This window comes from Candidatus Phycosocius bacilliformis (assembly GCF_003112735.1).
Taxonomy (GTDB): Bacteria; Pseudomonadota; Alphaproteobacteria; order Caulobacterales; family Aquidulcibacteraceae; genus Aquidulcibacter; species Aquidulcibacter bacilliformis.
Genome location: NZ_BFBR01000012.1, coordinates 1 through 26,024, shown reverse-complemented (window position 1 = coordinate 26,024; position 26,024 = coordinate 1). Strand labels below are relative to the sequence as shown.

Sequence of the window (26,024 nt, the reverse complement as noted above, 5' to 3'; positions counted from 1 at the left end):
GGACTTTCCCGCTTCTTGTTTTAGTGCCGGAGCCGCGTGACCTTGGCTTTGAACCCGGTCACACGGCTGGATTCTGCATCGCGGAATTGCCTGTCGGGTCAGGTTGCTTCCAATAGACCCAACAGGCTTTTGTGTGGTTTAGAAAGTGGCCTTCAAGCTCACAAAGCCAAAGCCGCCATTCATGCCAAATGGCCCACCACTGCGTGGATAGACCTGACCATCGGCCAGACCACCGCTGATCGGGAATACGTTGATGGCAGAGGATTGAGCGATCCGATCTGGGTACTCGCTCAGCAGGTTTTGTGCCCCGATCGTGACAGTGTAATTGTCATTGATCTCATAGCTGATATCCAGATCAATCGTGGTTTTGGCCCCGAAGATTTGGCCGGGGTAGTCTTGCTCGTTCCGCCACTTCCCGAAGTAATTGGCGCGTGCATTGACCGTCCAGCTACCCCAAGACCAATTGCTGCTGAGGTTCAGGCGGTCCTTGGGAGCGACATTCTCGATCGTGATGATCTGGGCATTGCTGATCACGGTCGACCGAGATTTTGTCACCTCGTTCTCGTTGCGATTATAGGCCAAGGTGAAGTTCACCCGCGCACCAAACAGGTTGGTCGCGTGGGTCCCGACAATATCAATCCCCTTGGTTGAGGTGTCTAGGCCATTTGTAAAGTAGCGAATGTTTGCACCCGCACCCACCAAAGAAAGGGTTGGTTGAGCAAGTACGTCGGCAGCGGTCACCAGGAAAGGCCGGGTGATGAAGATGCGGTTCTGCACATCAATCTGATAGGCGTCGATCGTCAGCGAAGTGCCCGCAAATGGCCGCAGAATAAAGCCGATGCCGTAATTGGTGGCTTCGGCTGGCTTCAGCGGTACCGCACCATAATAGCGCGCAACGCCGCTTGCGACCGGGAAGATGCCCTCTTGAACCTGGCTACCGGCCACGAAGTTTGTGGTCACATTCTGCAGGTTGGATTGGCCGGGCGATGGCGCTTGGAAACCTGTCCCGACCGAGCCGCGCAACGATAAAGTATCGGTGGCTTTGTAGAGCGCACTAATCTTACCAACTGTTGCGGTGCCGAAGGTGTCATAATCTTCAAACCGGGCAGCAATACCTCCGCTCAGACGCTCGGTGAGGTCAGCTTCAAGGTCGACATAGATGGCATAATTGCTCTGATCCCAAGTGCCCGCGCTTGATGGTGGGGCACCTGCATAGCCGCTCGATGCAGGTGGCACGGCGATATTGGTGACCCCAGCTGGCAAAGTAGTGACCGGCGCAAAAACGCCTGGTGCAGTCTGGGTGAACAGGCGCTGGACGGTGGCATAAGGGCCAGCCGCATAGGATTGCAACTCCCCAGTCGGAACTGTGTAGGATTCCTTGCGCCATTCAAAGCCGCCAGCCAATGTCAGAGGTCCAGCAAGACCGACATCCATCGGATAAGTCAGATCGACGTTGATGTTCTCAAGCTTCTGCTTGAAGGAACCATATTCGAAGCTTGTCTTCGATTGCGGTCCAAACGAGGCGTTCAGCGAATTATACATCGACAGATTGAGGGTATTTTCCGACAATGTTGCCGATACATCGTACGTGAGGCCAGAGGTGGCTTCACCCTTGATCCCAGCGACGCCGGTCAAGGATTCGGTCACACCTACAAAGCGAGGCGTAAAGCCTGCAGGATAGATTGACCGGAAGTCGAACCGGTTATTGTCCAGAATAAAGCCACCGGCTGGGCAAGTCGCATTATTGGCAGGGCAAGGCGTGGTGAAGAAGGTGTTGCGGAAAGCAGCATTCGCTGCGGGCAAGTTTACCGTCACGCCATTGGCGTTCACTGCTGTGCCGGTATTGGTTTGGCGGAAGTTGAAGCTCTGATCGCCTTCGCTGCTCGACGCGTTCAAGAAGGCGTATAGATCAACCTTGTCGGACAATTGATAGCCAGTGTTGATCACGGTCTTCCAGCCAAAGGTTGGCGAGGATCCCCAGATTTGATCCGGACCGGGATAATTCGGCAATTTATTGGCAAGGCTAGGGTTTTGCTGCTCGAACAATATGGCGGCTGGGCGACGTGCACCACGGCTGGTACCTTGATCGTCAAAATATTCGGCGCTGATATTCACAAAGCCTTTGTCGAAGAGACCGACGCCCCAGTTAAGCGCGAGCTGGCCGCTTTCACCATCATCGGCATCCATGCTTTTGCCATAGCGCGCGATGATTTCCAGACCCGAGTCATTGTCGCGCAGACCAAAATTCATCACGCCTGCAATAGCATCTGAGCCATATTGCGACGTGGCCCCATCGCGCAGGATTTGCAAATTCTTGATCGCGATGGATGGGATGGAGGAAATGTCAGGCCCATGTGACCCGAAGGAGAGTGCGGTATCCCCGCCTACAAAGGTTTGAACCAGTGCGGAACGATTGAACCGTTTGCCATTCATCATCACCAGCACCTGATCGCCTGGCAGGCCGCGCAAATTCGGTGAACGCACGAAAGTCCCTGCGTCGGCAATTGTATTCTGACTGGCAAAGAAGGATGGAACGACATTTTTCACCGCGTCGATCACGTTGGCATTCGACTGGCTGGTGATTTCAGATGCGCTGATAACATCTACTGGCGAGGCCGAATTTGCCACCGAACGGTCGGTACGCCGTGTCCCCAAGACGACGACTGTTTCAACTTCGCTGGGCTGGGTCTCCGCATTGGTCCCGCTTGTCGCCTGCGCGAAAGCAGGGCCTGAAATAAATGCCAGAGCCGACACGAGGCCGGATGTCATCATCAAGTTCTTGTGAAGCCAATTCTTGGTTAGTCTCATATTGTGTGTGCCCCCGGAAAAACAGAAACAACCCGGCAATCCATTATATTTGATTGTCGGGGTATCTTGGCCAACTTCATGTTGGGTAGCGCCGCCTTTGCACAAGCGCGCGTCGCGTGAAACACAAAAATTGGTCTCTTCGCCCCGCAATGTCATAACAATAGCGTGATTTATACGTTATCGTTGCTTAAAGTCCTATAATGTCAATTATCTGGCTTGAAGGGGGCAATTGGGTGCCGCGCTCACCAATTGCCCAAAAGAAGGGCAGATTCATGCCAGGATGTTTGATGGCTGAGGTACCGGGTTGGAAAGACACAAGATGGTTAGACGCCAAGCCCGTGTGATCAGTACAAGTCGGACAAATGGGGGTGCGCGCCGGCCTCTACATCCACCGCCAGGACGCACCCATCCTCACTACCAATCCAACGCCGTGTCGTCCGCTATCTCGCCCATGCGGTGCTGGGAATTGCTCGCCAGTTAGCCAATGCCTCACGAGCAGTTTTAAGCCCGGATCAGGGGGCTGGGTCACGCACCATATAATCCAAAAGTTCGGTTTTCGACTTAATCGAGCATGGATAGCAAAACTTAACGACATTACGATAGTACATGCTATCTCAACGGAGCCTTTTTCAAAGCTGGCTCACTTGTCAGGGAGAAACAGGCCTTGAGCTTGATTGAAGCTATTGGCATTGTCACCGTCGCTGCAGGTGCCGTTTATTTTCTTGGCCGGCACGATTTCAAAGCAAAAGCTGAAGCTGATGGCTGGCGATACCTAAGGCCGGGGGCCACACATTGGTTTGCGTGTGTCGGCTGTTTCCTTCTTGTGTTGCTCTTGGGATTTATGGCTCTTACTGGAGCAGCATTCCAGTCTGATCCTGCGTGTGCATGTCAGAAAACCACGGTTGATATTGTCGCCTTCTGGCTGCTGTTTTTTGGCTTCTCTTCTGGGGCGGCCGTGATGAGTCGCCAGATTGTTCAGCTGTATCGGCGTAACATTCGATGGCACGGCGACCTTTTGTGCTTTTCCGGTCCAGACGGAGAGGTTCAGCGAAATATTCATGCCATTGCAGAGTCCCGTATGCGCTGGAACGGCGAGGTCGAATGGACTTTCTACGACAAGTCCACATTGCGGGTCGATACTTATGCACGCGGAGCAGCGGAACTCTTACAGCATGTGCAGACGATCTATGCTCCAAATTGGTTTGTCTATGAAACCAAAGTCGATGATCAACCTGCACTCATCACAGTTGATCTTGAAATTGGAGATGCGACAAGAGTTCGGGCACATCCGTGCGTGACCTACATCACTGTCGCGTTGCCTGATGGAGAAGGCAAGGCTCAAGGCCAAACCGCTACGTTCGATCAATTGGATGAACTCGCTAGCGCGCTTTGCTTTGCGATCAAGTCCAATGGTAGATTAGTTCTGGCTGGACGAAGCCTAACGGCTGGCCAGGAGACCTTTTATTTCTACTCAAAAAGTAAATCAGATGTATCTGTCCTCAAAGATGTCATGGTTAAATGGCCGTCCTTTCCGTATACATCAGGCACGCATTTAGATCCTGAATGGAAAATATATAAGGATTTTCTCTACCCGACGCCTGAAGAAATGTTCTCGGTCACTAACCGGCAGCAGGTTGAAGAAATGTGTAAACGTGGTGATCGGGAAGAGAGCGTCCGAGACATCGAACACTTTGTCACATTTGAAGATCCAAACAATCTCAACGCCTTTTCACTCTATCTCAACACCGAAGGCTTTCAGATCCTACAAGCAGAAAGCAGCACCCCGGAAAACCTAAGCTTAAATTTTAAAATGCCCGGGGCCTTATCTGAAATAGATGCAATCACAGTGCGCTTGTTTAGGGCAGCGAAGGATCTGAACGGAACTTATGTTGGTTGGCGCGCCACAATAGTTAAGTAAGATGGTTCACGCCTATAGTTGTTGCTGTGCTGCCTAAAATTTGCGTCATTTGACATTAAACTTTCAGGTGTCCGAGCGGGTCGTGTCGACTAGGTGGAGGGCCGAAGGTATTTTGTCGACAAGAAGACCGATTATACACTTAAAATGCTTGTTTGCGGTTCGACTTCATGCGTCGACGATCTGCGCTTGGGTGCCCAAAATCAGCATGACCTTTGCCCGTTTCCCGTGAAAGCACGGTCACAAAAATGGTCCCAAAATGGTCCCAAAATTTTGCGAGCCAAAAATCATAAAACTAATTTATTGAAAAACAAAGGAAAAATGGCGCACCCGACAGGATTCGAACCTGTGACCTTTGCCTTCGGAGGGCAACACTCTATCCAGCTGAGCTACGGGTGCGGTGCGGCCATGTGGGTAGCCTAATCAGCAGCGGGTTTCAACATTGCTTGGACAGTCCGGCCTGTGTCGGTACCGGTTGAGCATTGCATCCTGGGCCCAGCGATAAGCCTAAGCTATGAAAACATGGCCGCGGAAACCCGGAAAACCTGTTAGCGTGACGTTTTGCCATGGTCCTCAAGGCTTGGCGTTTTTGGCTTGCCACGCCTTCATCTGGGCGATTTCCTTGTCTTGAGCGGTAACAATGTCTTGCGCGAGCTTGCGGATTTCGGGGTCCTTGCCGTGTTCAAGCACAATTTTTGCCATCGCGACGGCACCTTGGTGGTGGGGGATCATGCCTGCCACAAAATCGGCGTCAGCATCACCACTATAAGGGATGGCCATGTCGGCATGCATGGCCTGATTGGCCGCTTTGAATGCTCGGGTCGAGGCGGAATCGCTCTCTGAAGTGGGCGCACTCATGCCATGATCGGCATGGGACATGTCGCCCATCTTGCCGTGGCCTTCGCTGCGTTGCTGACAGCCTGTCAGCACCAAGATCGACAGAGAGGCGGTCAATCCCAGCATGAGCAAGCGCGACGGTGCTGGGCGGTGGAACGGCAATATGATCTTCATCAACACACTCCTCATGGACCGTCAGATTTTGCGGTGGAAGCCCAGTGAATTCAACAAGGCGACACATGCTTGGGTCTCAATGGAAGCTTTTCGGGGTTTGGGCAAGCGCCATTGAACGCCAGAAATTGCTGCAACATCCATCGTTCTGGTGCGACCAGTCTATGCATGAAAGCGGCTTGCACCTCGACGCGGTCCATGCTGGTCTCTGTCAAAGATAAGCAGACAGGCCAAGAACCTGTCGCATCGCGCTAGGGGAGGGCGGCCAGACATGTCGCTGAAAGCATTTGTGGTTTCAAGGGTTGCGGAGGCCATAACCAGTCAGAAGCGCTTGGATATGGCACGCGATAAAGCCGAGCAGGCCCGTCAACGGCAAGGGAACCGCCATCGCGTGGATTATTTTCATCAGATTGATGACCCATATAGCCACTTAGCGCTGCAAGCCTTGGCGGTGTTTGTCCAGCGTTATGACGTAGACGTTTCGGTGTTTTTGGTCGGTCCGCCGGATGATTGGGCAGCTCCTGAACGGGATCGCCTGATTGCCTATGCGCGTGCGGATTGTGCCCGACTGGCCCGCCGCGCGGGCCTGTCTTTCTATGACCCTGGTCAGCAGCCAAACCCCTCACAGGTCAAAGCCGCCCAGCAGGCTTTCTTTCAAGCGCTTGGCACCTCCGATTTCTGGGCCCGTGCCACCGCCATCAGTGCCGATTTATGGGCTGGCCGGATTGCAGAAGTGTCCAGCAAGGCCGATGCAGACCCTTGCGCACGTGGGGATGCCGAACGCCGTCGATTGGGTCATTTCATGAGTGCCATGCTGCATTATGGTGGGGAATGGTATTGGGGCCTAGACCGGCTGCATTATCTTGAAACGCGCTTGGCAAAACTTGGGGCAAGGCGGATGGAGGCACCGACCCATCCTATTCTAGCCCCGCCCGAACCGGAATTGATGACCCACGCGGCTGTCGGTGCCTCGCGTCGGGAACTGCATTGGTATTTGTCGTTCCGCAGCCCCTATACTTATTTGGCAACCACCCGCGTAAAGGCATTGGCCGACGCCCATGGTGCCGATTTGCGGCTGCGTTTTGTCTTGCCCATGGTGATGCGCGGCCTGCCGGTGCCGCCCATGAAAAGTCGGTATTTCACATTGGATACCGCCCGCGAAGCCCGCCGACTGGGTGTGCCATTTGGCCGAATTGCCGACCCGGTGGGCAAACCAGTAGAGCGGGGTTATGCCATTTTGCCTTGGGCACGTGACCAGGGGCGCGGGTTTGAATTTGTGGAGGCCTTCATGACCGCCGTCTGGTCGCAGGGCGTGGATGCGGGCAGCGATTCTGGCATGGCGCGCATTGTGGAATCTGCCGGGCTTAATTGGGATGAGGCCCGACGGCTTCTGACCTCACAAGCCTGGCGCGAGGAGGCCGAGGCCAATCGGCTGGAATTGTTGAACTTAGGCCACTGGGGTGTGCCCTGTTTTCGGGTCGGAGATGTGTGTGTTTGGGGGCAGGACCGTTTGTGGGTCATGGATGAGGCTTTGCGGGGGGCCTCATGAAAAGGCTTTGGATACCGGTTTTGGTGATGCTCGGGTTGATGGCGGGCTGCAAGCCTTCCGAACCTGCAGAAGTGGCACAGACCACGGCAAACTGTGGCTTGCGCGCCGCTGAGCAGGGCCATTGGGTGAAGGTGCCGGCCGGATCAGTGTTTCTGGGTCAGGATCCGGCTTTCCCGGAAGAGGGACCCGGGTTGCGGGTACAGGTTCCAGCCTTTGAGGTCCAAGCTCATGAGGTTACAAATCGGCAATTTGCTGCCTTTGTTGCCGCAACTGGCTATGTGACCGATGCTGAAAAGAGCATGAGCCGAACTGATGGCGGGGCTGGGTCGGCGATGTTCCAGCTTGGCGCAGGGCTGGAAGCAGGGCGCTGGACTTTGGTACCGGGGGCCACATGGAAAAGCCCGAAAGGTCCGGGTTCGAATTTGACCGGTTTGGATCATTATCCAGTGGTCCATGTGTCCGAGCGCGACGCTGAAGCCTATGCGCGCTGGGCAGGCGGACGATTGCCGAATGAAGTGGAATGGGAATATGCCGCCCAAAGCGGTCTTGCTGATCCAGCCAATACTCGGTCCGGCGCTTATGACAACCAGAAAAAGCCGATTGCCAATACGTGGCAGGGTGTGTTTCCCTTCCAAGATGAAGGTCGGGATGGGTTTCGGGCTGTTGCGCCTGTGGGCTGTTTCCCGGCCAGCAAACTTGGGTTGTACGACATGATCGGCAATGTGTGGGAATGGACCGATACGGCATTTGAGGGTGGGCCTGCGGCCACCATCAAGGGTGGATCATGGTTATGCTCAGACAATTTCTGTGGCCGTTACAGGCCCCAGGCGCGCCAGCCGCAGGACCGTGATTTTTCCAGTAATCACATTGGTTTCCGTTTGGTGCGCGACGTGAAGAAACCGTAACCCTCGGGGTTTGACAGTCGTTTTATTGCACTTATAGTGCCAATATATGTGCAGGCTATCCCGCGGCCATGCGACAATCTGGTGGAGGTCCTTATGAAAGCCAGATATCTTCTTGCAGGTCTGATCGGGCTGGTGTTGGCCCTCATGGTGACCGGCTATGTGGCTCGTGATCGACTGGCCATGCTGTTATTGTCGCGCGGCGCAGAACAGGCTTTAGCCCATCCCGCTCTTGCCGATCTCAAGACGGGCTTGCATGCGGGCTTTTGTGGAACTGGTTCACCCATGCCCGATCGTGCCCGGGCAGGGCCGTGTTTGGCGGTGATTGCCGGGGGGCGTCTTTTTGTCTTTGATGCCGGTGAGGGGGCGGCAGAGACCATGACCATCATGGGTCTGCCGCCGGGGCAGACCGAAGCCGTCTTTCTGACCCATTTTCATTCCGACCATATTGATGGGTTGGGCGCACTTGGGCTGCAACGCTGGGCCACAAAGGCGGCGCGTGAACCTTTACCGCTCTACGGGCCGACGGGCGTCGAGCAGATCGCGGCCGGCCTTGCTATGATCTATGGTCAGGACAAGACCTATCGGATAGCCCATCATGGTAGCGATATTGTGCCTGCTTCCGGCTTTGGCTTTGCCCCGAAAGCTTTTGCCGCTCCGGCCATCGGCGAGGAACGCGAAGTCTATCAGCAAGCGGGGGTCAAAATTACAGCCTTTGGCGTGGATCACCGCCCAGTGGAGCCTGCCGTCGGCTATCGAGTGACCTATCAGGGGCAAAGCCTGGTCATTAGTGGTGACACCAAAGCATGTGATTGTGTCATGCGGGCTGCGAGGGGGGCCAATCTTCTCATTCACGAATCCATTGCCCCGCAATTGACTCGTGTCATGGGCAAAGCCGCAAGTCAGGCCGGTCAACCTAGCTTGTCCAAGGTCATGGGTGATATTGAGACTTATCATGCCACACCCGAGCAGGTTGCCCAGATTGGTGCCAAGGCCGGGGTAAAGGGTATAGCTCTGACCCATATCGTGCCACCCATGCCCATCGAAGCCTTGAAAGGGCCCTTTCTTGGCAATGCGCAACGCTACTTTAAAGGTCCGATCTGGATCATGCGCGATGGTGAACTGGTATCTTTTGACACGCAGGGTCGGCCAATTCGGCGTGCCTTGATCGACAATTAGGAAAAAGCGATGCCAATAGACTCCGCCTGCAGGATCGGTTCATGCCAAGGTGTCAGACTTCGGCTTCACCGCGGGCGCGCGACTGCTCTGATGGCGATGATGGTGGCACTGATTTTGCCCGGGCCCTCTTTGAGCCAGGTTAAGTCTTCAACCCCCGTCAAACGGCCTAATGTCGTGATCATCCTGTTTGATGATGCTGCCCTCATGGATTTGGGCATTTATGGCGGCGAGGCAAGCACACCTCATATCGATGCCATTGGGCGAAGGGGGACTTTGTTTACCCGCTATGCCACCTCGCCACTATGCTCGCCCTCGCGCGCGATGTTGCTGACGGGCCTGACCAATCATCAGGCTGGGGTTGCGACCATCAAGGAGGTGCTGCCAAAGGAACATGTCGGCAAGCCGGGCTATGGCCTGCATCTGGAAGCCAATGTTGCCACCTTGCCGGAGCGTTTGGTCAAGGCAGGCTATCATACATTTATGAGTGGCAAGTGGCATTTGGGCGATGGGCCGGGCCAATTGCCGGGCTCACATGGATTCCAGCGCTCCTTCGCGCTTGATGCGTCTGGGGCCGATAACTGGGATGATAAGCCCTATATGCCCTTCTATAATGAGGCTCCTTGGTTTGAAGATGACAAACCGACAGCTTATCCATCAGGTCAGTTTTCGTCGACTGTCATTGTCGACAAGGTGCTAGGCTATCTCGACAAGCGCCCAAAGGATGGCCAGCCCTTTCTGGCCTATGTTGCATTTCAGGCTGTGCACATCCCGGTTCAAGCGCCGCGCGCCTACACACAAAAATATGCCGGCCGCTTTGATCGCGGCTGGGAACAGCTTGCGCGGGACCGTTTCGCCCGCGCCAAGGCGTTGGGTCTGATCAATCCCAATGCCCGCCCACCGGCCATGCATCCCAGCATGCGCCGGTGGGACAGTTTAAGTCCGCAGGAACAGAAGCTCCAAGCCCGGGCGATGGAAGTCTATGCCGGCATGATAGAGGCGACGGATGCTGAGATCGGGCGTCTTGTTGACCGTCTGCGCGCAGAGGGTGAGCTAGAAAACACCATTTTTGTTATCACCTCGGACAACGGGCCTGAGCCAAGTAATCCGGGTGCTGAACCAGGCTTCAATCAGTGGATGTGGACCCATGGCTATAACCGTCGGCTCGACAATCTCGGCGAAAGGGGCAGTCATAATTGGATCGGACCTGAATGGGCGAGCGCGGTAGCGACGCCGGGTTATTTGTTCAAATTCTATACCTCCAGCGGCGGCCTTCACGTCCCTATGATCATGGCAGGGCCTGGTATCGCAGCGGGGCAAAAGACCAATGCCCCTGCTTTTGTGCAAGATGTTACCCCGACATTGCTCGATTTGGTTGGTGAGATTCCCGCTATTCCGGGCTCCAAGCCGATTTCAGGCCGGAGCCAAGCGCAGGTTTTGGCTGGGCAAACCCAAAGCGTTTATGGGCCTGGGGACTCCGTGGGGATTGAAGTCTCTGGCAATGCGGCCATAACCAAAGGCGACTATACGTTGGTGAAGTATAATCCTCCCTTTGGCGATAATCAGTGGCGGCTGTATCATGTCACCCGCGACCCGGGGCAGACGCAGGACCTCTCAGCCAGCCTTCCAGCGGTTCGCGCAGATCTTGAACGTGCTTATGCTGCTTATGCCAAAGCCAATGGTGTGCTGGAATTGCCGCCCGGCTACAAGGTTCAACGTCAGGCCGCTCTGAACAGTCTGAAGCGGCAGTGGCAGTTTTACGGTGGCTATGTGATCGGCTTCCTCGGGCTCGTGTTTGCCGGGGGCTGGTTCTTGCTGCGCCGCATGGGCAAGCGGCGCGCTACTCAAGCAAAGGTAAATCCATGACCGAGACTGGCCTTCACGGCAGACTACATGTGCTGGGTGCAGCAGGGTCGCCCTATACGCGTAAAGTGATTGCCGCGCTGCGTTATCGTCACATTCCCTATGCCCTGCATTGGGGCAGCCATCGCAATCCGTTGCCGGGCTTTCCTGAACCGAAGGTCAAGCTTTTGCCCACCGTCTATGTGCCCAACCCAGATGGGGGCCATGTCGCTAAAGTAGATTCTACCCCGATCCTGGCTGAGTTGGAGCACGTGGTGGCTGATCGGGCGCTTCAGCCGAGCGACCCGGTGATGGCCTTTCTCGACCACTTAATTGAGGACTATGCCGATGAATGGCTTACCAAAGCGATGTTCCATTATCGCTGGTCTGGCTCAGAGGACATCGAGCACGCTGGGCCGCAATTGGTGTTCTGGCATGATCCGACCACGCCTGATGAAGCGGCTGAGGCTGCCTCGGCCTTCATTTCTCGCCGCCAGATCGATCGCCTTTATGTCGTGGGTTCTAACCCGACCACGTCATCCACAATTGAGCAATCCTATCAACGCCTGTTGCCCATTTTGGACCACATGATCGCTGCGCGGGGCTATGTAATGGGGGCCAGACCGGGTACCAGCGATTTTGCCCTCTATGGCCAATTGACCCAATTGGGCGTGGTTGATCCAACACCGGCTGCCCTGTGTGCTGCTCATACACCGCGGCTGCGCGCGTGGATTGATCGGATGGAGGATTTATCCGGTCTTGAGCCGCAAGGGGAAGATTGGCTCGACCGCACGGCCGCACGCAGTCATTTAGGACCGCTCTTGGGTGAAATTGGCCGGGTCTATGTGCCCTTCCTGATCGCCAATGCCGGTGCGGCCCAAGCTGGACTGGCCGAGGTTGAGACCGAGATTGATGGGCGGGCTTGGACCCAGCCAACCTTCGCCTATCAGGCCAAATGCCTTGTTTGGCTCAAGCAGCATGCTGCGGCTTTGTCCGACGATGATCAAGCGGTGTGTTGTTCCATTCTGGCCGGAACCGGTTGCGAATGTTTGTTCGAGAGATAAGAATTCCAAAGCCACGGGGGGAAAGATGATCAAGAAAATCCTTTTGGGGGGGCTGGCCGCGGTTGTTGGCCTCGGCGCGGTGGCCTGGTTCAACAGAGCAGACATCCTCTTGACGCTCGTGGCGGCGGGCAAACGCACCGATATTCCCGACAATAAGCCGATTGCTTGGATGCAGGGCCCCGCAGCACCTGAAACTGCTGGCACCGACCGTCCGCCCAATATCATTTTCATTCTGGCCGATGATTTAGGCTATAATGACATTTCTGCCTTTGGCGGTGGTCTTGGTAATGGCAAGATCAAAACGCCAAACATTGATGCGCTCGCCCGCTCTGGGGTGGCATTTCGTCAAGCCTATTCGGGGACTGCAAGCTGTGCACCCTCCCGCGCCATGATCATGACCGGGCGCTATCCTACACGGACTGGTTTTGAGTTTACCCCTACCCCCGATGGTATGGGCCGTGCCGTGAAAATGGTGTCAGACTCCATGCGTGGCCAAAGCGGTCTGCCAGAGACGATTTATCACGCTGACCGTGTGGCCGAGATGCCCTCTTTTGAAAAGCAGGGCTTGCCGGGTTCAGAGGTTACCATTGCTGAAGTTCTCAAGACACGCGGCTATCACACAGTTCATATCGGCAAATGGCATACAGGCCTTGGCCCCGAATTTGGACCCAACGCGCAGGGCTTTGATGAAAGCCTGCTGATGGCGAGTGGCCTGCATTTGCCTGAAGATGACCCCAATGTCGTCAATGCCAAAGTCGACTTCGACCCCATCGACAAATTTTTGTGGGCGCGCATGGAATATGCCGCCTCCTACAATGACGGGCCATGGTTCAAGCCCGGCGGTTATCTGGCAGATTACTGGACGGATGAAACCATCAAAGTGATCAAAGCCAATAAGAACAGGCCATTCTTCATTAATCTCTCGCATTGGACCGTGCACACGCCCTTGCAGGCAACCAAAGCAGATTATGATGCGGTGGGCCCGATGGGTTCTGAGCGCGAGCGTGTCTATGCCGCCATGATCACAGCTTTGGACCGCAGTGTTGGGCGGATTGTGGCCGCCCTCAAAGAACAGGGTCTGGCGGACAATACGTTGATCGTGTTTTCCAGCGACAATGGTGGGCCGGGCTATATTGGCCTGCCTGATATCAACAAGCCCTATCGCGGCTGGAAGCTCACTTTGTTTGAGGGAGGCATCCGCGTACCCATGTTCATGAGTTGGCCAGGTCAAATTCCGGCTGGTCTACAAATCCAAGCCCCGGTCGCACATATCGACTTGATGCCGACTTTGGCAGCTGCTGCCCGGGCCGATCTGCCTAAGGGGGTGGCGATCGATGGGGTGAATATCCTGCCATTTGCCCAGGGCAAAGGTGGTGGCCGACGGCCGCATGACACCATCTTCTGGCAGAGTGACGGCTACCGCGTTGTGCGCCATTTGGATTGGAAGCTGCAGCTGGTCGACAAGCCCAATAGCGTCTTTCTCTATGATTTGGCCACAGATCCAACAGAGCGGAACAATTTGGCAGCGAGCCGTCCAGATAAGGTGGCCGAACTGAGGAAGCTGTTGGATGATCACCGGGCCAGCGGTCGCAAGCCGCTCTATCCGGCCACACTTGAAGGCCCTATTCCGATCGACAAGCCGCTAGGCCAGCGCTTCACAAAGGATGATGTCATCGCTTATTGGCCAAACTAGCGTTCCCCATGGTGCGACCTAAGAGAGCCTCCGCATGAAGATAAGCCCTTTTTCGATCGCCATATCGGACGAGAAGCTGGCCGCAGTCTGGCAGAAAGTTGCAGACTTTACTTGGCCTGATACGCCAGAAGGCGAGGCGGCGAATGATTGGACGCGCGGGGCTGCGACGGACTGGCTCAAGGATTTCCAACGCTTTTGGCTCGCCGAATACAATTGGCGGGCCGTAGAAGCCGAGCTCAATCGCTGGGCCCAGTTTCAGGTAACAATCGATGGTCAGGACCTTCATTTTCTCCATGTCGTGGGTGAAGCTGGTGGCAAACGGCCGCTTTTGCTGACTCATGGTTGGCCGGGTTCAGTTTTTGAGTTCCATAAAGTGATTGAGCCATTGGCATTTCCAAGCCGTCACGGCGGATCGTCAGATGATGCATTTGATCTGATTATCCCCAGCCTGCCTGGCTATAGCTTTTCGGGACGGCCATCACAGCCGATCGGGCCCCGCACCACCGCCGGGCTGTGGCGCAAGCTGATGGTGGATGTGCTTGGCTATCGCCACTTTCTCGCTCAAGGTGGCGATTGGGGATCTGTTGTTACGGCTTGGCTGGGACTGGACCACGCAGATGTCGTAAGTGGTATCCATCTGAATATGCTTGGGCTGCGCCCGGATGTGTCCAGTCTAACCACACCCGAGCGCGTTGCTTGGGCCCAGAAGTCAGCCGCAATGATGCAGGCGCATGGTGCCTATTTTCACCTCCAAACCACACGTCCGCAGATGCTGGCCATGGCTTTGAGCGATACACCTTTTGGCCAAGCCGCTTGGATTTTGGAAAAATTCCAAGCTTGGTCGGATCCTGCCGGTGGCGGGCTTGATGCGGTTTTTGGCAAGAAGGATCTGCTGACCAATATTCTCCATTATGTGCTGACCGATCGTTTCGCCACCTCGGTGTGGTTTTATCGCGGGGTGCTGGAGGAGGGCAGCGGTTACTTCCTGCCCAAGGGGACCCGCATCGATGTGCCAACCGGCTTTGCCAATTTTCCGGGGGACAAAGTCTATCCCAACCCACCCCGCGATCTGGTGGCCGAAGCCTATAACCTGCGGCATTGGTCAAACCTAGCCCGTGGCGGGCATTTTGCCGCGTGGGAAGCCCCCGATCTGTTTGCAGAAGACTTAGCCCGCTTTGGGCGCACCATCGGCGCTTGATGGCAAGTCCGCCAGTGACCGGCCAATCCGATAGAAGCGGTCGGCCCTTTGGGCGCGCAACCCGTCTGCGTCCAAACCCTCTAGCTGGTAGAGCGCCTTTTCCACCGCATCACCGACGGCCTTGATCGCATTCGCGCGGGCCCGGTGGGCCCCTCCCAACGGCTCGGCAATAATGCCGTCGATCACACCAAACCCCAACAGGTCTTGGGCGGTAATCTTCATGGCCGTGGCTGCATCCTTGGCGCGGTCTGCGGAACGATAGAGGATCGAAGCGGCCCCTTCTGGCGAAATCACCGAATAGACCGAATTTTCCAGCATCAGCACATGATTGGCTGCCGCAATCGCCACAGCACCGCCAGAGCCCCCTTCACCTGTAATCACTGACACCATCGGGACACCTAACGTCAGACAGCGTTCGGTGGCCCGAGCAATGGCCTCAGCTTGGCCGCGGGCTTCGGCATCAAGGCCGGGATAGGCCCCAGCCGTGTCCACAAAGGTCAAAACACTCAAGCCAAACTTGTCGGCCATATCCATCAGGCGCACGGCCTTGCGATAGCCCTCAGGCCGCGCCATGCCAAAATTGTGTTTAAGGCGTTGAGGTGTGGTGCGCCCCTTTTCATGCCCCAAGACCACAACCCGCCGTCCCCGGAATCGGCCCATGCCGCCCAGAATGGCCGCATCTTCACCAAACTTACGATCGCCGGCCAGTTCAACATAATCCCCGATCAGCTCGTCGACATAATCTTTAAAGTGCGGCCGGTCGGGGTGACGGGCTACTTGGGTGCGCCGCCAGGGATCAAGGTTCTGATAAAGATCAGCCAGGGCTTGATTGGCCTTTTGGCGCAGTTTGGCGACTTCGGTGCGCACACCTTTGGCACCACTTTTCTCTGCTGTCGCGTTCAGCTCTTCGATCTTTTTCTCAAGATCGGCGATGGGTTTCTCGAAGTCGAGAAATGCGGGACGGTCAACCATGGGCACCCGATTAAGCCTCCCTGATCACTTCGGCAAGTGCGCGCGCCAGTAGCAGATGGGTAAGATTTGCCTCAATTTAGCCCATAAGCCTCCCAATCCTAGCCTTTAAGCGCATGCCAGATGCTAAGCAGTGATCAAGAAGAGCGTAGGAGGCACGCCCAATGACCCTTAAATCCAACCCCCTGTATCACCGCCTGAGCCGCCAAACCTATCTTGGGCGGCAGGTGGTCGCAATGTTGTCGATTTCGGCATTGTTGGCCGGTTGCGTTGCCAATGCGGCACCTGTTGCAGGCCTAGGTGGTCGCGCACCTTCACCAAGCGATGTGACGAATTACCAATGCCCGCAGACCGACCGCGAGGGCGCTGATCGCTATCACCGCCAAAACCGCCGTCATCTCGCGATGCCGACGTCGGGCTATCCAACACCCCCGCCACCACTTGCCCCACCGTCTCCACCACCCCCGCCACCGCCACCCCCACCACCTAGCCTAGCAGCGCTGGCTGAGGTGGCTCCAGCGACCAGTCGTGCGGCCCAATCCAAAATTGGTCTATCCGCCACCATGCCATCGGTCGTGGTAACAGGGACGCGGGTAGCCGGCGGGCAGATGGAGCGCTCGACAGAGCGCTATCCCGCAGCTGCGATCAATCCAGTTAAACAAACGGCTGAGAGTCCAGTCTCCACCTTCGCGATGGAAGTGGATACCGCTTCTTATGCCAATGCGCGCCGCTTTGTACGTGACGGAAGCCTTCCACCTGCTGATGCCGTGCGGGTGGAGGAATTCCTCAATTATTTTGATTATGGCTATGCCAAACCCCAAGACAAATCGGCCCCATTTGCGACCCAAGTCGTGGTGACGCCCTCGCCCTGGGCGGAGAGTAAGCAAATCGTCCATATCGGCCTGTCAGGCTATGATATTCCCAGACGAGAGCGGCCGCCTTTGAACCTGACGCTTTTGATGGATGTGTCAGGGTCGATGATGCCGGAAGATCGTTTGCCTCTGGCCAAGCGGGCGCTTGCGCTGATGGCCCCCAATCTCAACCAGCGGGATCGGGTGTCCATGGTTGTGTATGCCGGGGCAGCTGGTGTTGTGCTTAACCCGACTCCCGGCAATCAGACCCGCGATATTGTTTGCGCGCTGGAGGCCCTTGAGGCTGGCGGTTCGACGGCTGGAGGTGAGGGGATCCGCCTCGCCTATGATTTGGCCGCCCGCAACTTCAATCCGCGCGGGGTCAATCGGGTCATCTTGATGACGGATGGTGATTTCAATGTCGGTATCACCGATCCGCGTGCCTTGAAGAATTATGTCGCCGATCAGCGCAAGAAGGGCATTTATCTGTCGATCTTCGGCTTTGGCCGTGGAAATTACAATGACGAGATGATGCAAAGCCTCGCCCAAAACGGCAATGGCACGGCGGCCTATATTGATACCATGCAGGAAGCCCGCAAAGTCTTTGATAATCAGATACAGGGCACGCTGTTTCCGATCGCGGATGATGTGAAGGCGCAAGTTGAGTTCAATCCCGCTCGTGTCAAAGAATGGCGTTTGATCGGTTATGAGACACGTGCCCTTAATCGGGAGGACTTCAACAATGATGCGGTCGATGCTGGCGAGATCGGTGCAGGCCATCAAGTGACAGCCTTGTATGAGATCACACCCGTCGGTGCACCGGGCAGTGTCGATCCGCTGCGCTATGGGGCAGCCCCCGGTAGCGAGGCCACAACGAAGTCTGACGAACTTGGGTTGTTGCGCTTACGCTACAAATTGCCCGGCGAGGACAAATCCCGCCTGATCGAGCGGCCGATCACGGTGAAGGATGAAGCGACCAGTCTGGCTGCAGCCCCAGAATCCACCCGCTTTGCTTTGTCGGTTGCTGGTTATGCGCAGCTTCTGCGGCAAGACCCGTGGATCGGATCGGGCTTTGGTTTCGCTGATGTGGCCCGCCTTGCGAGGAGTGCCAAGGGCGAGGATGCCTTTGGGCTGCGGGCTGAGTTCATCGAACTGGTCGATCGTGCCCAAGGTCTTGAACGCCTTCCCGGCTCTAACCGGGAGTAGGATGGTGCTTGAAACTGCTGGCTCAGCCCAGCAGTTTCAAGAATTTAACCAGCGCGCGGGTGCGATCAGAGAATAAGGTTGGGGTGTAATAGGCACCCGCAGCACGTTTGACGATTTCCCCGCGCGTTGGATAAGGCGCAATCATTGCCGTGATCGCCCCGACCCCCAGTTTGTTGGCCATCGCAAGCCCGACCAGCTGGATGGCTTCACCAGCCCCTTCACCGACAATTGTGGCACCCAGAATTTTGCCGCCTTTTCCGACGACAAGCTTGCAAAAGCCGGCTGTGGCCCGTTCAGCCTGAGCCCGATCATTATCGTGGAAAGGCACCTGCGTTACCGTAACAGCCGAGCCGAATTGCTTGCGGGCTTCGGCTTCACTCAGACCGATGCGGGCAAATTCCGGATCACAATAAGCAACGGCTGGCATATGGCCGACCTCAGCGGTCGCCGGGGCTTTGAAGACGGCATTACGAATGAAGACGCTTGCGTGGAAGCCTGCTGCGTGGGTCAATTGCTGTTTGCCTGCCACATCGCCGACAGCCCAGACACGGGGATTGGTTGTGCTACGCAGGCGATGGTCGGTGGTCACGCCCTTGCGTGTAAAGGCGATCTTGGCCTTCTCAAGGCCAAGATTATCGACTCGGGCAGCACGCCCAACCGCGACCAAGAGACGCTGGGCCTTAATCACCCGGCCATCCTCAAGGCTCACCGATACCTCGGTTGAACTGCCCGTTACGCCGACGGCCTTGGCACCCTCGATCACAGTGACGCCATCGCGGTTCAGACTGTCCCTGACACAGGCCACCGCGTCTTCTTCCTGACCCCCCAGCAAGGAAAAGGCTTCGATCAATGAGACTTTGCAGCCAAGCCGTGCAAAGGCTTGACCCAGTTCAACCCCAATCACTCCACCGCCCAGCACAATCAAGCTGTCGGGCAGATCATCTTGGGCAAAAACGGTTTCATTGGTCAGAAACGGGGTCTCTGCGAGGCCAGGAATTGGCGGTACGGCCGCTGTCGCACCGGTGGCGATAACAAATTTCTGCGCCTTGACCACCGCCGTGGCACTCTCGACCGTATCGGGGCCGGTAAAGCGGGCATGCTCGCGCAGAACGATACAGCCCAAGCCTTCAAAACGCTCTTGGCTGTCGATCGGGGCGATGGTCTCAATCACCCCACCAATATGGCCGCGCACTTGGTTCCAATTGACTTTAGCACTGACATTCTCAATGCCATAGCGACTGGCATGGGCCATGGCATGGACAGTTTTCGCCGCAGCAATCAGAGCTTTAGAGGGCACACAGCCAGTGTTGAGGCAATCCCCACCCATATCGGCTTCTTCATAGAGCACAACCGACAGGCCCAATTGGGCGGCCCCAGCGGCAACTGACAAGCCCCCGGCACCGGCTCCCAGCACACAGATATCGACAGTGAGTTGGCGCTGGCTCATGCGGCTTTCCGTCTGGCTTGAATGAATTTCCAGGCGGTTGGCAAAAGTGCCAATAGTGCTAAGCCAACCAAAGGCCCCAGAACTTCAGGATTATAGATGATTTTCAAATTGGGGGTCTGGCCTTGAGAGATCAGATGCTCAATCCCATTGCCAAGTGACGCATAGACATAACAGCCGGGCAGAATGCCGATGGCCGTGGCCAGCACAAAGGTGCGCAATGGAACACCCAAAAAGCCTGCTGCCAGATTGATGCCAAAGAAAGGCGCGACGGGCAAAAGCCGTAGGGTCAGCAGATAGCCGAACGCATTTTCCTGAAAGCCCTTTTCCAACCGGTCGATCAAGCCACCCGCGCGCGCACGCAACCCACCACCCAGCGCCGATTGGGTTGCCATAAACAAGAATGTCGCCCCGATGGTGGCCGAGGTTGAGGCGAGCGCCGTGGCCATAATCGGGCCGAACACCGGACCAAAGAGGGGGCCGAATAGAAAGCCACCAGCAATGGTAATCCAAATGGCACCGGGCAGAGCGATGGTGGTGGCCAGAATATAGATGCCGACATAGGCCCCGATCACAACCAATGGCCGGGTGAGAACCAGATCGTGCAAATAGGCACTTTGTTGGGCAAGGACATCAAAGGAGAGATATTTGTGCCAGCCCATGGAAATGGCGGTGATCAGGCCAAGGCCGATCAGGATCAGCGGACCAAAGCGTTGCAAGGATTTCATTGTCACGATCCAGTCGTCGCATTGATGGACCAGTCATAATCATCACCCACGATGCGGGCATTGGTCATGTCGGCCAAAAGTTTGCTGGCCGCATAACGGCGCAGGTGAGAAAGAATACCTGCCTCATTATTCCCGAAATCGGTTTTGAACCACTGATAAATTGACGACACACGCAGTTTCTGTGGCCCAACGACCCGCACCCCGCGTGGGGAATTGATGAAGGCGCGGGCTGCAGCGTCCAGATCGGCGTCCAAAGTCTCTGCGCGCCAACCGCGTCGGGGTAGATTAGGACAGCCGACCGAGGCACAATTGACCGCATAATGGACCCGAGGATCCGACCATTGTTTGCGCAATATTCCATGTTCGATGTCATCCAGCGACAGACGTTTGCCTTCCACCGTCACACGGGGTTCTTTCCACGGCCCGATGGCGAGTACATTGGGCTTGATGTCGCGGATTGAGCGGACTGGAAACCGGCTCAGCACGACTTGAATGGTGATGGCATTGTAGAGATTGGCCCACGTCGCAAATTGGGCTGGCCGAGACAAACTGGAGATTTTCTGGCCGGAAAGCCCACCAATCAATTGATCTAAGGCTTGCCGATCAGCCACATTGGCCTTCCACGCCGCATAATTGACACGGTGTAGGCCTTGCGGGTCCGGGCGAACATAGCGGGCGAGCAAGTCATCCCATTGGGCATTGGCGGATCTGCCTGTGGCATCTGCATCGCGCGGTGGTATCGTCATCAGAACTGCACTTCCGATCATCAGGCGTCTGCGTGAAATCACGGCATCTCCAATCTTGCCAATGTTCCTCTTACGCCGCTTGCTGCAGGACGGTTGCACGATTGCTGCACGAGTATCCGTCCCGGTCTTCACCTTGGCCGAAAAACCGCGTAGGGGCGAGGGTATGAAAGCAGCCGTCATCATCTATCCCGGTTCCAATTGTGATCGCGATTGCAAAGTCGCCCTTGAGCGCAGTGTCGGGGCCGATGTGTCCATGGTTTGGCACAAGGAAACCACTTTACCCGAAGGGCTTGATCTCATCGTCCTGCCGGGGGGCTTTTCCTATGGCGACTATCTGCGATGTGGCGCCATGGCCGCCCTCTCACCCGTCACGCGCGCGGTGGTGGATGCTGCCAAGGCGGGTGTGCCGGTTCTGGGCATTTGCAATGGCTTTCAGGTCTTGTGCGAGGCCGGTCTTCTACCCGGTGCTTTGTTGCGCAATGCCAGCTTGAAATATGTTTGCAAGCCCGTGGCGCTCGAAGTCACCAATAACGACACGCCTTTCACCCGCGCCTTCAGCGAGGGTGAGGATGTGGTGATGACGGTGGGCAATGGTGAAGGCAATTATTTTGCCGAGGATGCCGTTCTGGATGCCTTGGAGCAGGAAAACCGCATCGCCTTCCGCTATCGCCAAGAAGTCAATGGTTCTCAACGCCGGATTGCTGGCATTGTCGATCCAACCGGGCGGATTATGGGCCTGATGCCCCATCCTGATCGCGCCTTTGAGGCAGAGCTTGGCAGCGCAGACGGTGCGCGCGTGTTCCAAAGCCTGCTGGCAGCCTGAGGCTGGTTGCAGCTTTTGAGCCAAGGATAGATGCTGTGATGGATCAAGATGGACCGCTTCGCCTATAAAATTGAAAGCCCACAGGCATGGGCCGACGCCGTCGCAGCAGGCACCTATCTGGGCTCTCCGCTTGATCGCACAGATGGCTTCATCCATTTGTCTGCCAAGGAGCAAGTGCGCGAAACCCTGACCAAATGGTTTGCGGGCCAAGGTGAGTTGATTTTGGCGTGCATCGACCTGTCTGTCTTGGGCGATCATGTGCGCTGGGAAGCCTCCCGCGGGGGCGCGCTCTTCCCCCATGTTTATGGCCCTCTGCCGATGCACGCGGTGGTAGAGACCCTTGTCGTGCCGGTCTCAGCAACAGGGAGCCACGTGCTGGCCGAGACGTTCCCATGATGGATTTTCACGCCCCTGCAACAGCCGTTCTGCGCCTCTTGCCGGCTGAAGCCGCGCATCGAGCTACCATTGCTGCCCTTAAAGCAGGTTTAGGACCCAAGGCTGCCCCGGATCGGCCGGAAGATGCTATTCAGCTGGCGGGCCTGACCTTGCCCAATCGCATCGGTTTGGCAGCAGGCTTTGATAAAAATGCCGAAGTGCCTGACGCCATGCTGGCGGCAGGATTTGGCTTTGTCGAATGCGGGACCGTGACGCCGCGTCCCCAAACGGGCAATCCCAAACCTCGCCTGTTCCGCCTGCCGGAAGACCACGCCGTCATTAATCGCATGGGTTTCAATAATGAGGGTTTGGAGGCCTTTGTGAACCGTCTGCGCGCCCGCGCCCACAAGCCCGGCGTGGTGGGGGCCAATATCGGGGCCAATAAGGACAGTGAAAACCGGATTGGGGATTATTGTGAAGGCGTGCGCCGGGTCTGGCTGCATGCTGCTTATATCACCATCAATATCTCCTCACCCAACACACCGGGCCTCCGCGCCTTGCAGACCCGTGCTGCACTCGAAGAGCTTTTGGGCCAGGTTATGGTGATGGCAGATCAGCAGACACGCACCCATGGTCATCGCCCGATATTCCTCAAAGTGGCCCCCGACCTTGATGATGGCGAAGTTCTTGCCATTGCCGAGACCGCCCGCGCCCAGAAGATTGACGCCCTGATTGTATCCAACACCACAATTGATCGACCTGACAGTTTGCAGGGCCGCCACCGCAGCGAACAGGGTGGCTTGTCGGGACGCCCTGTATTTGCCAAATCCACACGCCTATTGGGGGCGTTCAAACAAGCTCTCGATGGGGCCATGCCGCTCATCGGCGTGGGGGGCATTGCCTCGGCGGCCGATGCACAGGCCAAATTCGAGGCTGGTGCCGACGCGATCCAGCTTTACACCGCCTTGGTCTATGAGGGCCCAGGTCTGGTTCAGCGCATCAAGGACGGGCTCAAAACCGGATGAGGGGCGCAGCGTGACCTCCGTTCTGCCGATCATTCATCACCGCGACTATACCGCCGATACACCTGACGGCCATCGGTTTCCGATGCAGAAGTTTGCCCGTTTGGCTGAGGTACTCATCCAAGATGGTCTGGTGCCGTATGGGTTTATCACGCCTGAACCTATTGACCGTTCGGCTCTGATCGCGGCCCACAGCCCTGACTATGTCGATGCGGTCTTGACCCGGAGCTTGCCCGCCCAAGCCGCGCGCCGGATTGGCTTTGAGTTGACCGAGCGGGTCGTCCTGCGTGCCCGTCTGGCAACGGCGGGCACCTTACTGGCGGCTCGCTATGCCTTGGCTCACGGCCTTGCCTGCAACAGCGCCGGGGGCAGTCACCATGCCCGCCCAGACTATGGAGCAGGATTTTGTGTCTTCAATGATGTGGCGGTGGCCGCGGCTGTCCTTTTGGCTGATGCGGCGGTGCGCCACATCATGGTGGTCGATTTGGATGTCCATCACGGCGATGGTACCGCTGTGATCTTTCAGAATGAGCCGCGCGTTTTCACCTTTTCCATGCATTGCGACGACAATTGGCCTTTGGAAAAGCCGCCGTCGGATTTAGACATTGCTTTGCCAAAAGGGACGGGAGATGTGGGCTATCTTGCCGCATTGGATGAGCATTTGCCCGCATTATTGGATGAGATTCGTCCAGATTTGGTGTTCTACATTGCCGGTGTCGATCCACATCAGGACGACCGCCTGGGCAAACTGGCCCTCACCGATCACGGCCTGATGGCCCGCGAACGCCGCGTGATTGGGGCAGTGCGGGGGCGGGCTATCCCTTTGGTGACGGTTCTCGGTGGCGGTTATGGCCATGATGTGGATGCCGTCGCACGGCGGCACAGCTTTGTATTCCATGCGGCAGCGGATTTTTTGGTAGGGTGATTTAGCGCGCTCCCTTTGCACTTTTGAGGGACTGCTTGTGTACAAAGTCCTCAATGAAACCAACCACGGTTTCCAAGTCCTCAAAAATGGCGGGATCTGAAAATCGCATCACGTAATAACCACGGCCCATGAGTTGGACGTCGCGGGCATGATCACGCGCTTGGACTTCCGGGAGGTGATGGATTCCGCCATCTATTTCAACCACCAAACGATGGGTCAAACAGGCAAAATCGACGACATAGCCAAGGATCGGAACCTGGCGGCGAAACTTCAGCCCAGAGATTTGATGATTGCGAGCCCGTTTCCAAAAGATTTCCTCGGTCTTGGTGGGACGCTGCCGCAATGCGCGTGCCCGTTTCAGGAGCTGTGGAGGAACATCTGGCATAATAAATAGACTATAAGATAATTTAAGAGTGTAAATGCCCTCACCCCCGACCCCTCTCCCAGAGGGCGAGGGGAGTCCGCAGCCGCTGAGAGTCACGTCACCAACATCCTCAGTTGCGCGCCCTTTTGCGCTGGGCAATGCCATTACCTTTTGGTAGGATGACAAGAAAATCTATCTTAAAGGAGAGATTCAGATGAGCTTATTCGATGAAGGCACTGTGATCATCGTTGGCGCAGGCGCGTCTGTTCCGTTTGGGCTTCCGACAGGCGCCGAGCTAATTGATTTAATTGTTGAAGATTTTCGAAAAGAAGCTGCACGCATCAGCAACCTTCCTGCAGAATACTCCAACTACGCTTCCATACCAGCTATCGCTCCCATTAGTTATGCCTTGTTGTGTAACGGCGATAGTCAGGTCGATGTCAATCCAAGGTTGCTTATGCGGCAGCTCAATGACGCAGCGAATTGGTTAGATTTGCAAACAGGTGACTCAATTGATGATATTATTCGGCATAATCCATCAAAGGCGCTAATGCTTAAGGTTGGCATTTGCCATGCGCTTTTTCACAAAACATACGAACTGAAAAAGCAGTCTCGAACGTACACGCTCCGGACATTCACCGAACGCCATGTGAATATCCTTAGGGGCTCACAAGAAAAGCAATACCGAAATTGGGTGCATCACTTCATCAATCTGGTCCGGTCTCAAATTCTAATTGAAAAAGCTGAATATAGTAGGGTGCGGTCAAAAGTTAAGGTGATCTCTTTCAATTATGATGGTATTCTGGAGCACATTCTTGATAGGAAATGGGGTGGCATCGAAAACGACTTGGGAGTCTGGTCGGATTACATCGAGATAGTTCATCCACATGGATCTTTAGAGATGCCAGAACAGGTTTTGGACGACGAGCTTGCAGCCCACCTACTCATTAATGCCAAACGTATTGTAGTCGTGCATGACGATCCGGTCGACTCCGTAGCCGCTGAGATTACTCAAAGAGCTAGAGCACGGCGTGTCTGCGAGGGTGCCTTCAGGGTTTACGCTATCGGGTTTGCGTTTGCGCGGGCCAACGTTTCATTGATTGGGCTGGATAAGGGTATCGAAGTCGATAAGGAGGAAGAAGAGAGAAGCTATGGATTTGATCGACCAAAGCGCCATTATCATTATATCAACTTCAATGACTCTTTCGGCCTTAGAGCAAGGGTAAAAGAACTTTGTGGCCGTGCTTCCGGCTGGCCGCCAGAAGATGACTTTTACCCAGTTTTCCCCGAGGAAATGACCGCCGGACCTGGTAGGTTGCTCGAAATTTCGGAAGCACTTATCGCCGGCTTCCTCGGTGAAATGCCATCCTAACCACGCGCTCCCCTCGCCCCCTAAGGGGGAGAGGGGTCGGGGGA

The 26,024-nt window shown here is 56.0% G+C and carries 22 protein-coding genes and 1 tRNA gene; 15 read left to right on the top strand and 8 right to left on the bottom strand.

The features are described 5' to 3' along the window. Window positions 1–138: 138 nt before the first annotated feature. On the bottom strand, window positions 139–2,769 hold the full coding sequence (locus PbB2_RS15010) for a TonB-dependent receptor plug domain-containing protein (protein ID WP_238165052.1): 2,631 nt from the start codon (window positions 2,767–2,769) through the stop codon (window positions 139–141). Window positions 2,770–3,472: 703 nt separating this feature from the next. On the opposite strand from PbB2_RS15010, the gene PbB2_RS15005 reads away from it, so the two are divergent. After that, window positions 3,473–4,726, top strand: coding sequence for a DUF695 domain-containing protein (locus PbB2_RS15005; RefSeq protein WP_108986198.1), 1,254 nt, complete (start codon window positions 3,473–3,475; stop codon window positions 4,724–4,726). Window positions 4,727–5,045: 319 nt separating this feature from the next. Here PbB2_RS15005 and PbB2_RS15000 read toward each other — a convergent pair. Both PbB2_RS15000 and copM read right to left on the bottom strand, forming a co-directional pair. Then, a tRNA-Arg gene (locus PbB2_RS15000) sits at window positions 5,046–5,122 on the bottom strand. Window positions 5,123–5,296: 174 nt separating this feature from the next. Beyond that, window positions 5,297–5,686, bottom strand: a complete 390-nt coding sequence (copM, locus tag PbB2_RS14995) for a CopM family metallochaperone (RefSeq protein ID WP_108986197.1) — start codon at window positions 5,684–5,686, stop codon at window positions 5,297–5,299. Between copM and PbB2_RS16335 the strand changes: the two genes are divergently transcribed. The 8 genes from PbB2_RS16335 (at window position 5,685) to PbB2_RS14960 (ending at window position 15,155) form a co-directional block, all read left to right on the top strand. After that, window positions 5,685–5,849, top strand: a complete 165-nt coding sequence (locus tag PbB2_RS16335; RefSeq protein WP_238165051.1) for a hypothetical protein — start codon at window positions 5,685–5,687, stop codon at window positions 5,847–5,849. The two genes, copM and PbB2_RS16335, sit on opposite strands and share 2 nt — an antisense overlap. 153 nt (window positions 5,850–6,002) lie before the next feature. Beyond that, window positions 6,003–7,280, top strand: a complete 1,278-nt coding sequence (locus PbB2_RS14990; RefSeq protein WP_238165050.1) for a DsbA family protein — start codon at window positions 6,003–6,005, stop codon at window positions 7,278–7,280. Beyond that, on the top strand, window positions 7,277–8,185 hold the full coding sequence (locus tag PbB2_RS14985; RefSeq protein WP_238165049.1) for a formylglycine-generating enzyme family protein: 909 nt from the start codon (window positions 7,277–7,279) through the stop codon (window positions 8,183–8,185). The genes PbB2_RS14990 and PbB2_RS14985 overlap by 4 nt, the downstream gene beginning before the upstream one ends. Before the next feature lie 93 nt (window positions 8,186–8,278). Then, window positions 8,279–9,361 carry an MBL fold metallo-hydrolase gene (locus PbB2_RS14980; RefSeq protein WP_133245848.1) on the top strand — a complete coding sequence of 361 codons (1,083 nt, stop codon included), beginning with the start codon at window positions 8,279–8,281 and terminating at the stop codon, window positions 9,359–9,361. Window positions 9,362–9,460: 99 nt separating this feature from the next. Then, a complete protein-coding gene (locus PbB2_RS14975; RefSeq protein WP_108986233.1) occupies window positions 9,461–11,224 on the top strand; it encodes an arylsulfatase in 1,764 nt (587 codons plus the stop codon). Further along, window positions 11,221–12,264, top strand: a complete 1,044-nt coding sequence (locus tag PbB2_RS14970; protein WP_108986195.1) for a glutathione S-transferase C-terminal domain-containing protein — start codon at window positions 11,221–11,223, stop codon at window positions 12,262–12,264. Before PbB2_RS14975 ends, PbB2_RS14970 begins: the two co-directional genes overlap by 4 nt. 25 nt (window positions 12,265–12,289) lie before the next feature. Beyond that, window positions 12,290–13,957 carry a sulfatase gene (locus PbB2_RS14965; RefSeq protein ID WP_192576379.1) on the top strand — a complete coding sequence of 556 codons (1,668 nt, stop codon included), beginning with the start codon at window positions 12,290–12,292 and terminating at the stop codon, window positions 13,955–13,957. Between the two features lie 34 nt (window positions 13,958–13,991). Continuing rightward, entirely contained in the window at window positions 13,992–15,155 is a 1,164-nt protein-coding gene (locus PbB2_RS14960) for an epoxide hydrolase family protein (protein WP_108986194.1), read from the top strand. Here PbB2_RS14960 and PbB2_RS14955 read toward each other — a convergent pair. After that, the gene (locus PbB2_RS14955; RefSeq protein WP_108986193.1) at window positions 15,123–16,127 is read right to left on the bottom strand and encodes an acetyl-CoA carboxylase carboxyltransferase subunit alpha; all 1,005 of its coding nucleotides are present in this window, start codon (window positions 16,125–16,127) and stop codon (window positions 15,123–15,125) included. The two genes, PbB2_RS14960 and PbB2_RS14955, sit on opposite strands and share 33 nt — an antisense overlap. A gap of 161 nt (window positions 16,128–16,288) precedes the next feature. On the opposite strand from PbB2_RS14955, the gene PbB2_RS14950 reads away from it, so the two are divergent. Then, window positions 16,289–18,181: a vWA domain-containing protein gene (locus PbB2_RS14950; protein WP_238165048.1), complete on the top strand. Its 1,893-nt coding sequence runs from the start codon at window positions 16,289–16,291 to the stop codon at window positions 18,179–18,181. A gap of 22 nt (window positions 18,182–18,203) precedes the next feature. Here the strand turns inward: PbB2_RS14950 and PbB2_RS14945 are convergent, their stop codons facing one another. The 3 genes from PbB2_RS14945 to PbB2_RS14935 are packed head-to-tail and all read right to left on the bottom strand — an operon-like array spanning window position 18,204 to window position 21,120. Beyond that, complete coding sequence (locus tag PbB2_RS14945) at window positions 18,204–19,628, bottom strand: dihydrolipoyl dehydrogenase family protein (protein WP_108986192.1); 1,425 nt, start codon at window positions 19,626–19,628, stop codon at window positions 18,204–18,206. Further along, window positions 19,625–20,353: a TVP38/TMEM64 family protein gene (locus PbB2_RS14940; RefSeq protein ID WP_108986191.1), complete on the bottom strand. Its 729-nt coding sequence runs from the start codon at window positions 20,351–20,353 to the stop codon at window positions 19,625–19,627. Before PbB2_RS14940 ends, PbB2_RS14945 begins: the two co-directional genes overlap by 4 nt. A gap of 2 nt (window positions 20,354–20,355) precedes the next feature. After that, complete coding sequence (locus PbB2_RS14935) at window positions 20,356–21,120, bottom strand: DUF547 domain-containing protein (RefSeq protein WP_238165047.1); 765 nt, start codon at window positions 21,118–21,120, stop codon at window positions 20,356–20,358. Between the two features lie 142 nt (window positions 21,121–21,262). Here PbB2_RS14935 and purQ point away from each other — a divergent pair, with 142 nt between their 5' ends. Genes purQ through PbB2_RS14915 form a run of 4 tightly spaced genes read left to right on the top strand, consistent with a single transcriptional unit; the run spans window position 21,263 to window position 24,244 of the window. After that, a complete protein-coding gene (gene purQ, locus PbB2_RS14930; RefSeq protein WP_108986190.1) occupies window positions 21,263–21,922 on the top strand; it encodes a phosphoribosylformylglycinamidine synthase subunit PurQ in 660 nt (219 codons plus the stop codon). 48 nt (window positions 21,923–21,970) lie between these two features. Then, entirely contained in the window at window positions 21,971–22,318 is a 348-nt protein-coding gene (locus tag PbB2_RS14925) for a DUF952 domain-containing protein (RefSeq protein ID WP_108986189.1), read from the top strand. Next, the gene (locus PbB2_RS14920; protein ID WP_238165046.1) at window positions 22,315–23,322 is read left to right on the top strand and encodes a quinone-dependent dihydroorotate dehydrogenase; all 1,008 of its coding nucleotides are present in this window, start codon (window positions 22,315–22,317) and stop codon (window positions 23,320–23,322) included. The genes PbB2_RS14925 and PbB2_RS14920 overlap by 4 nt, the downstream gene beginning before the upstream one ends. A gap of 10 nt (window positions 23,323–23,332) precedes the next feature. Then, window positions 23,333–24,244 carry a histone deacetylase family protein gene (locus PbB2_RS14915; protein ID WP_238165045.1) on the top strand — a complete coding sequence of 304 codons (912 nt, stop codon included), beginning with the start codon at window positions 23,333–23,335 and terminating at the stop codon, window positions 24,242–24,244. Window position 24,245: 1 nt separating this feature from the next. Here PbB2_RS14915 and PbB2_RS14910 read toward each other — a convergent pair whose 3' ends face one another. Further along, window positions 24,246–24,629 (bottom strand): endonuclease domain-containing protein, encoded by a 384-nt coding sequence (locus PbB2_RS14910; protein ID WP_192576377.1) that lies wholly within the window; start codon window positions 24,627–24,629, stop codon window positions 24,246–24,248. A gap of 193 nt (window positions 24,630–24,822) precedes the next feature. On the opposite strand from PbB2_RS14910, the gene PbB2_RS14905 reads away from it, so the two are divergent. Further along, complete coding sequence (locus tag PbB2_RS14905; RefSeq protein WP_108986185.1) at window positions 24,823–25,980, top strand: hypothetical protein; 1,158 nt, start codon at window positions 24,823–24,825, stop codon at window positions 25,978–25,980. Window positions 25,981–26,024 lie beyond the last annotated feature (44 nt).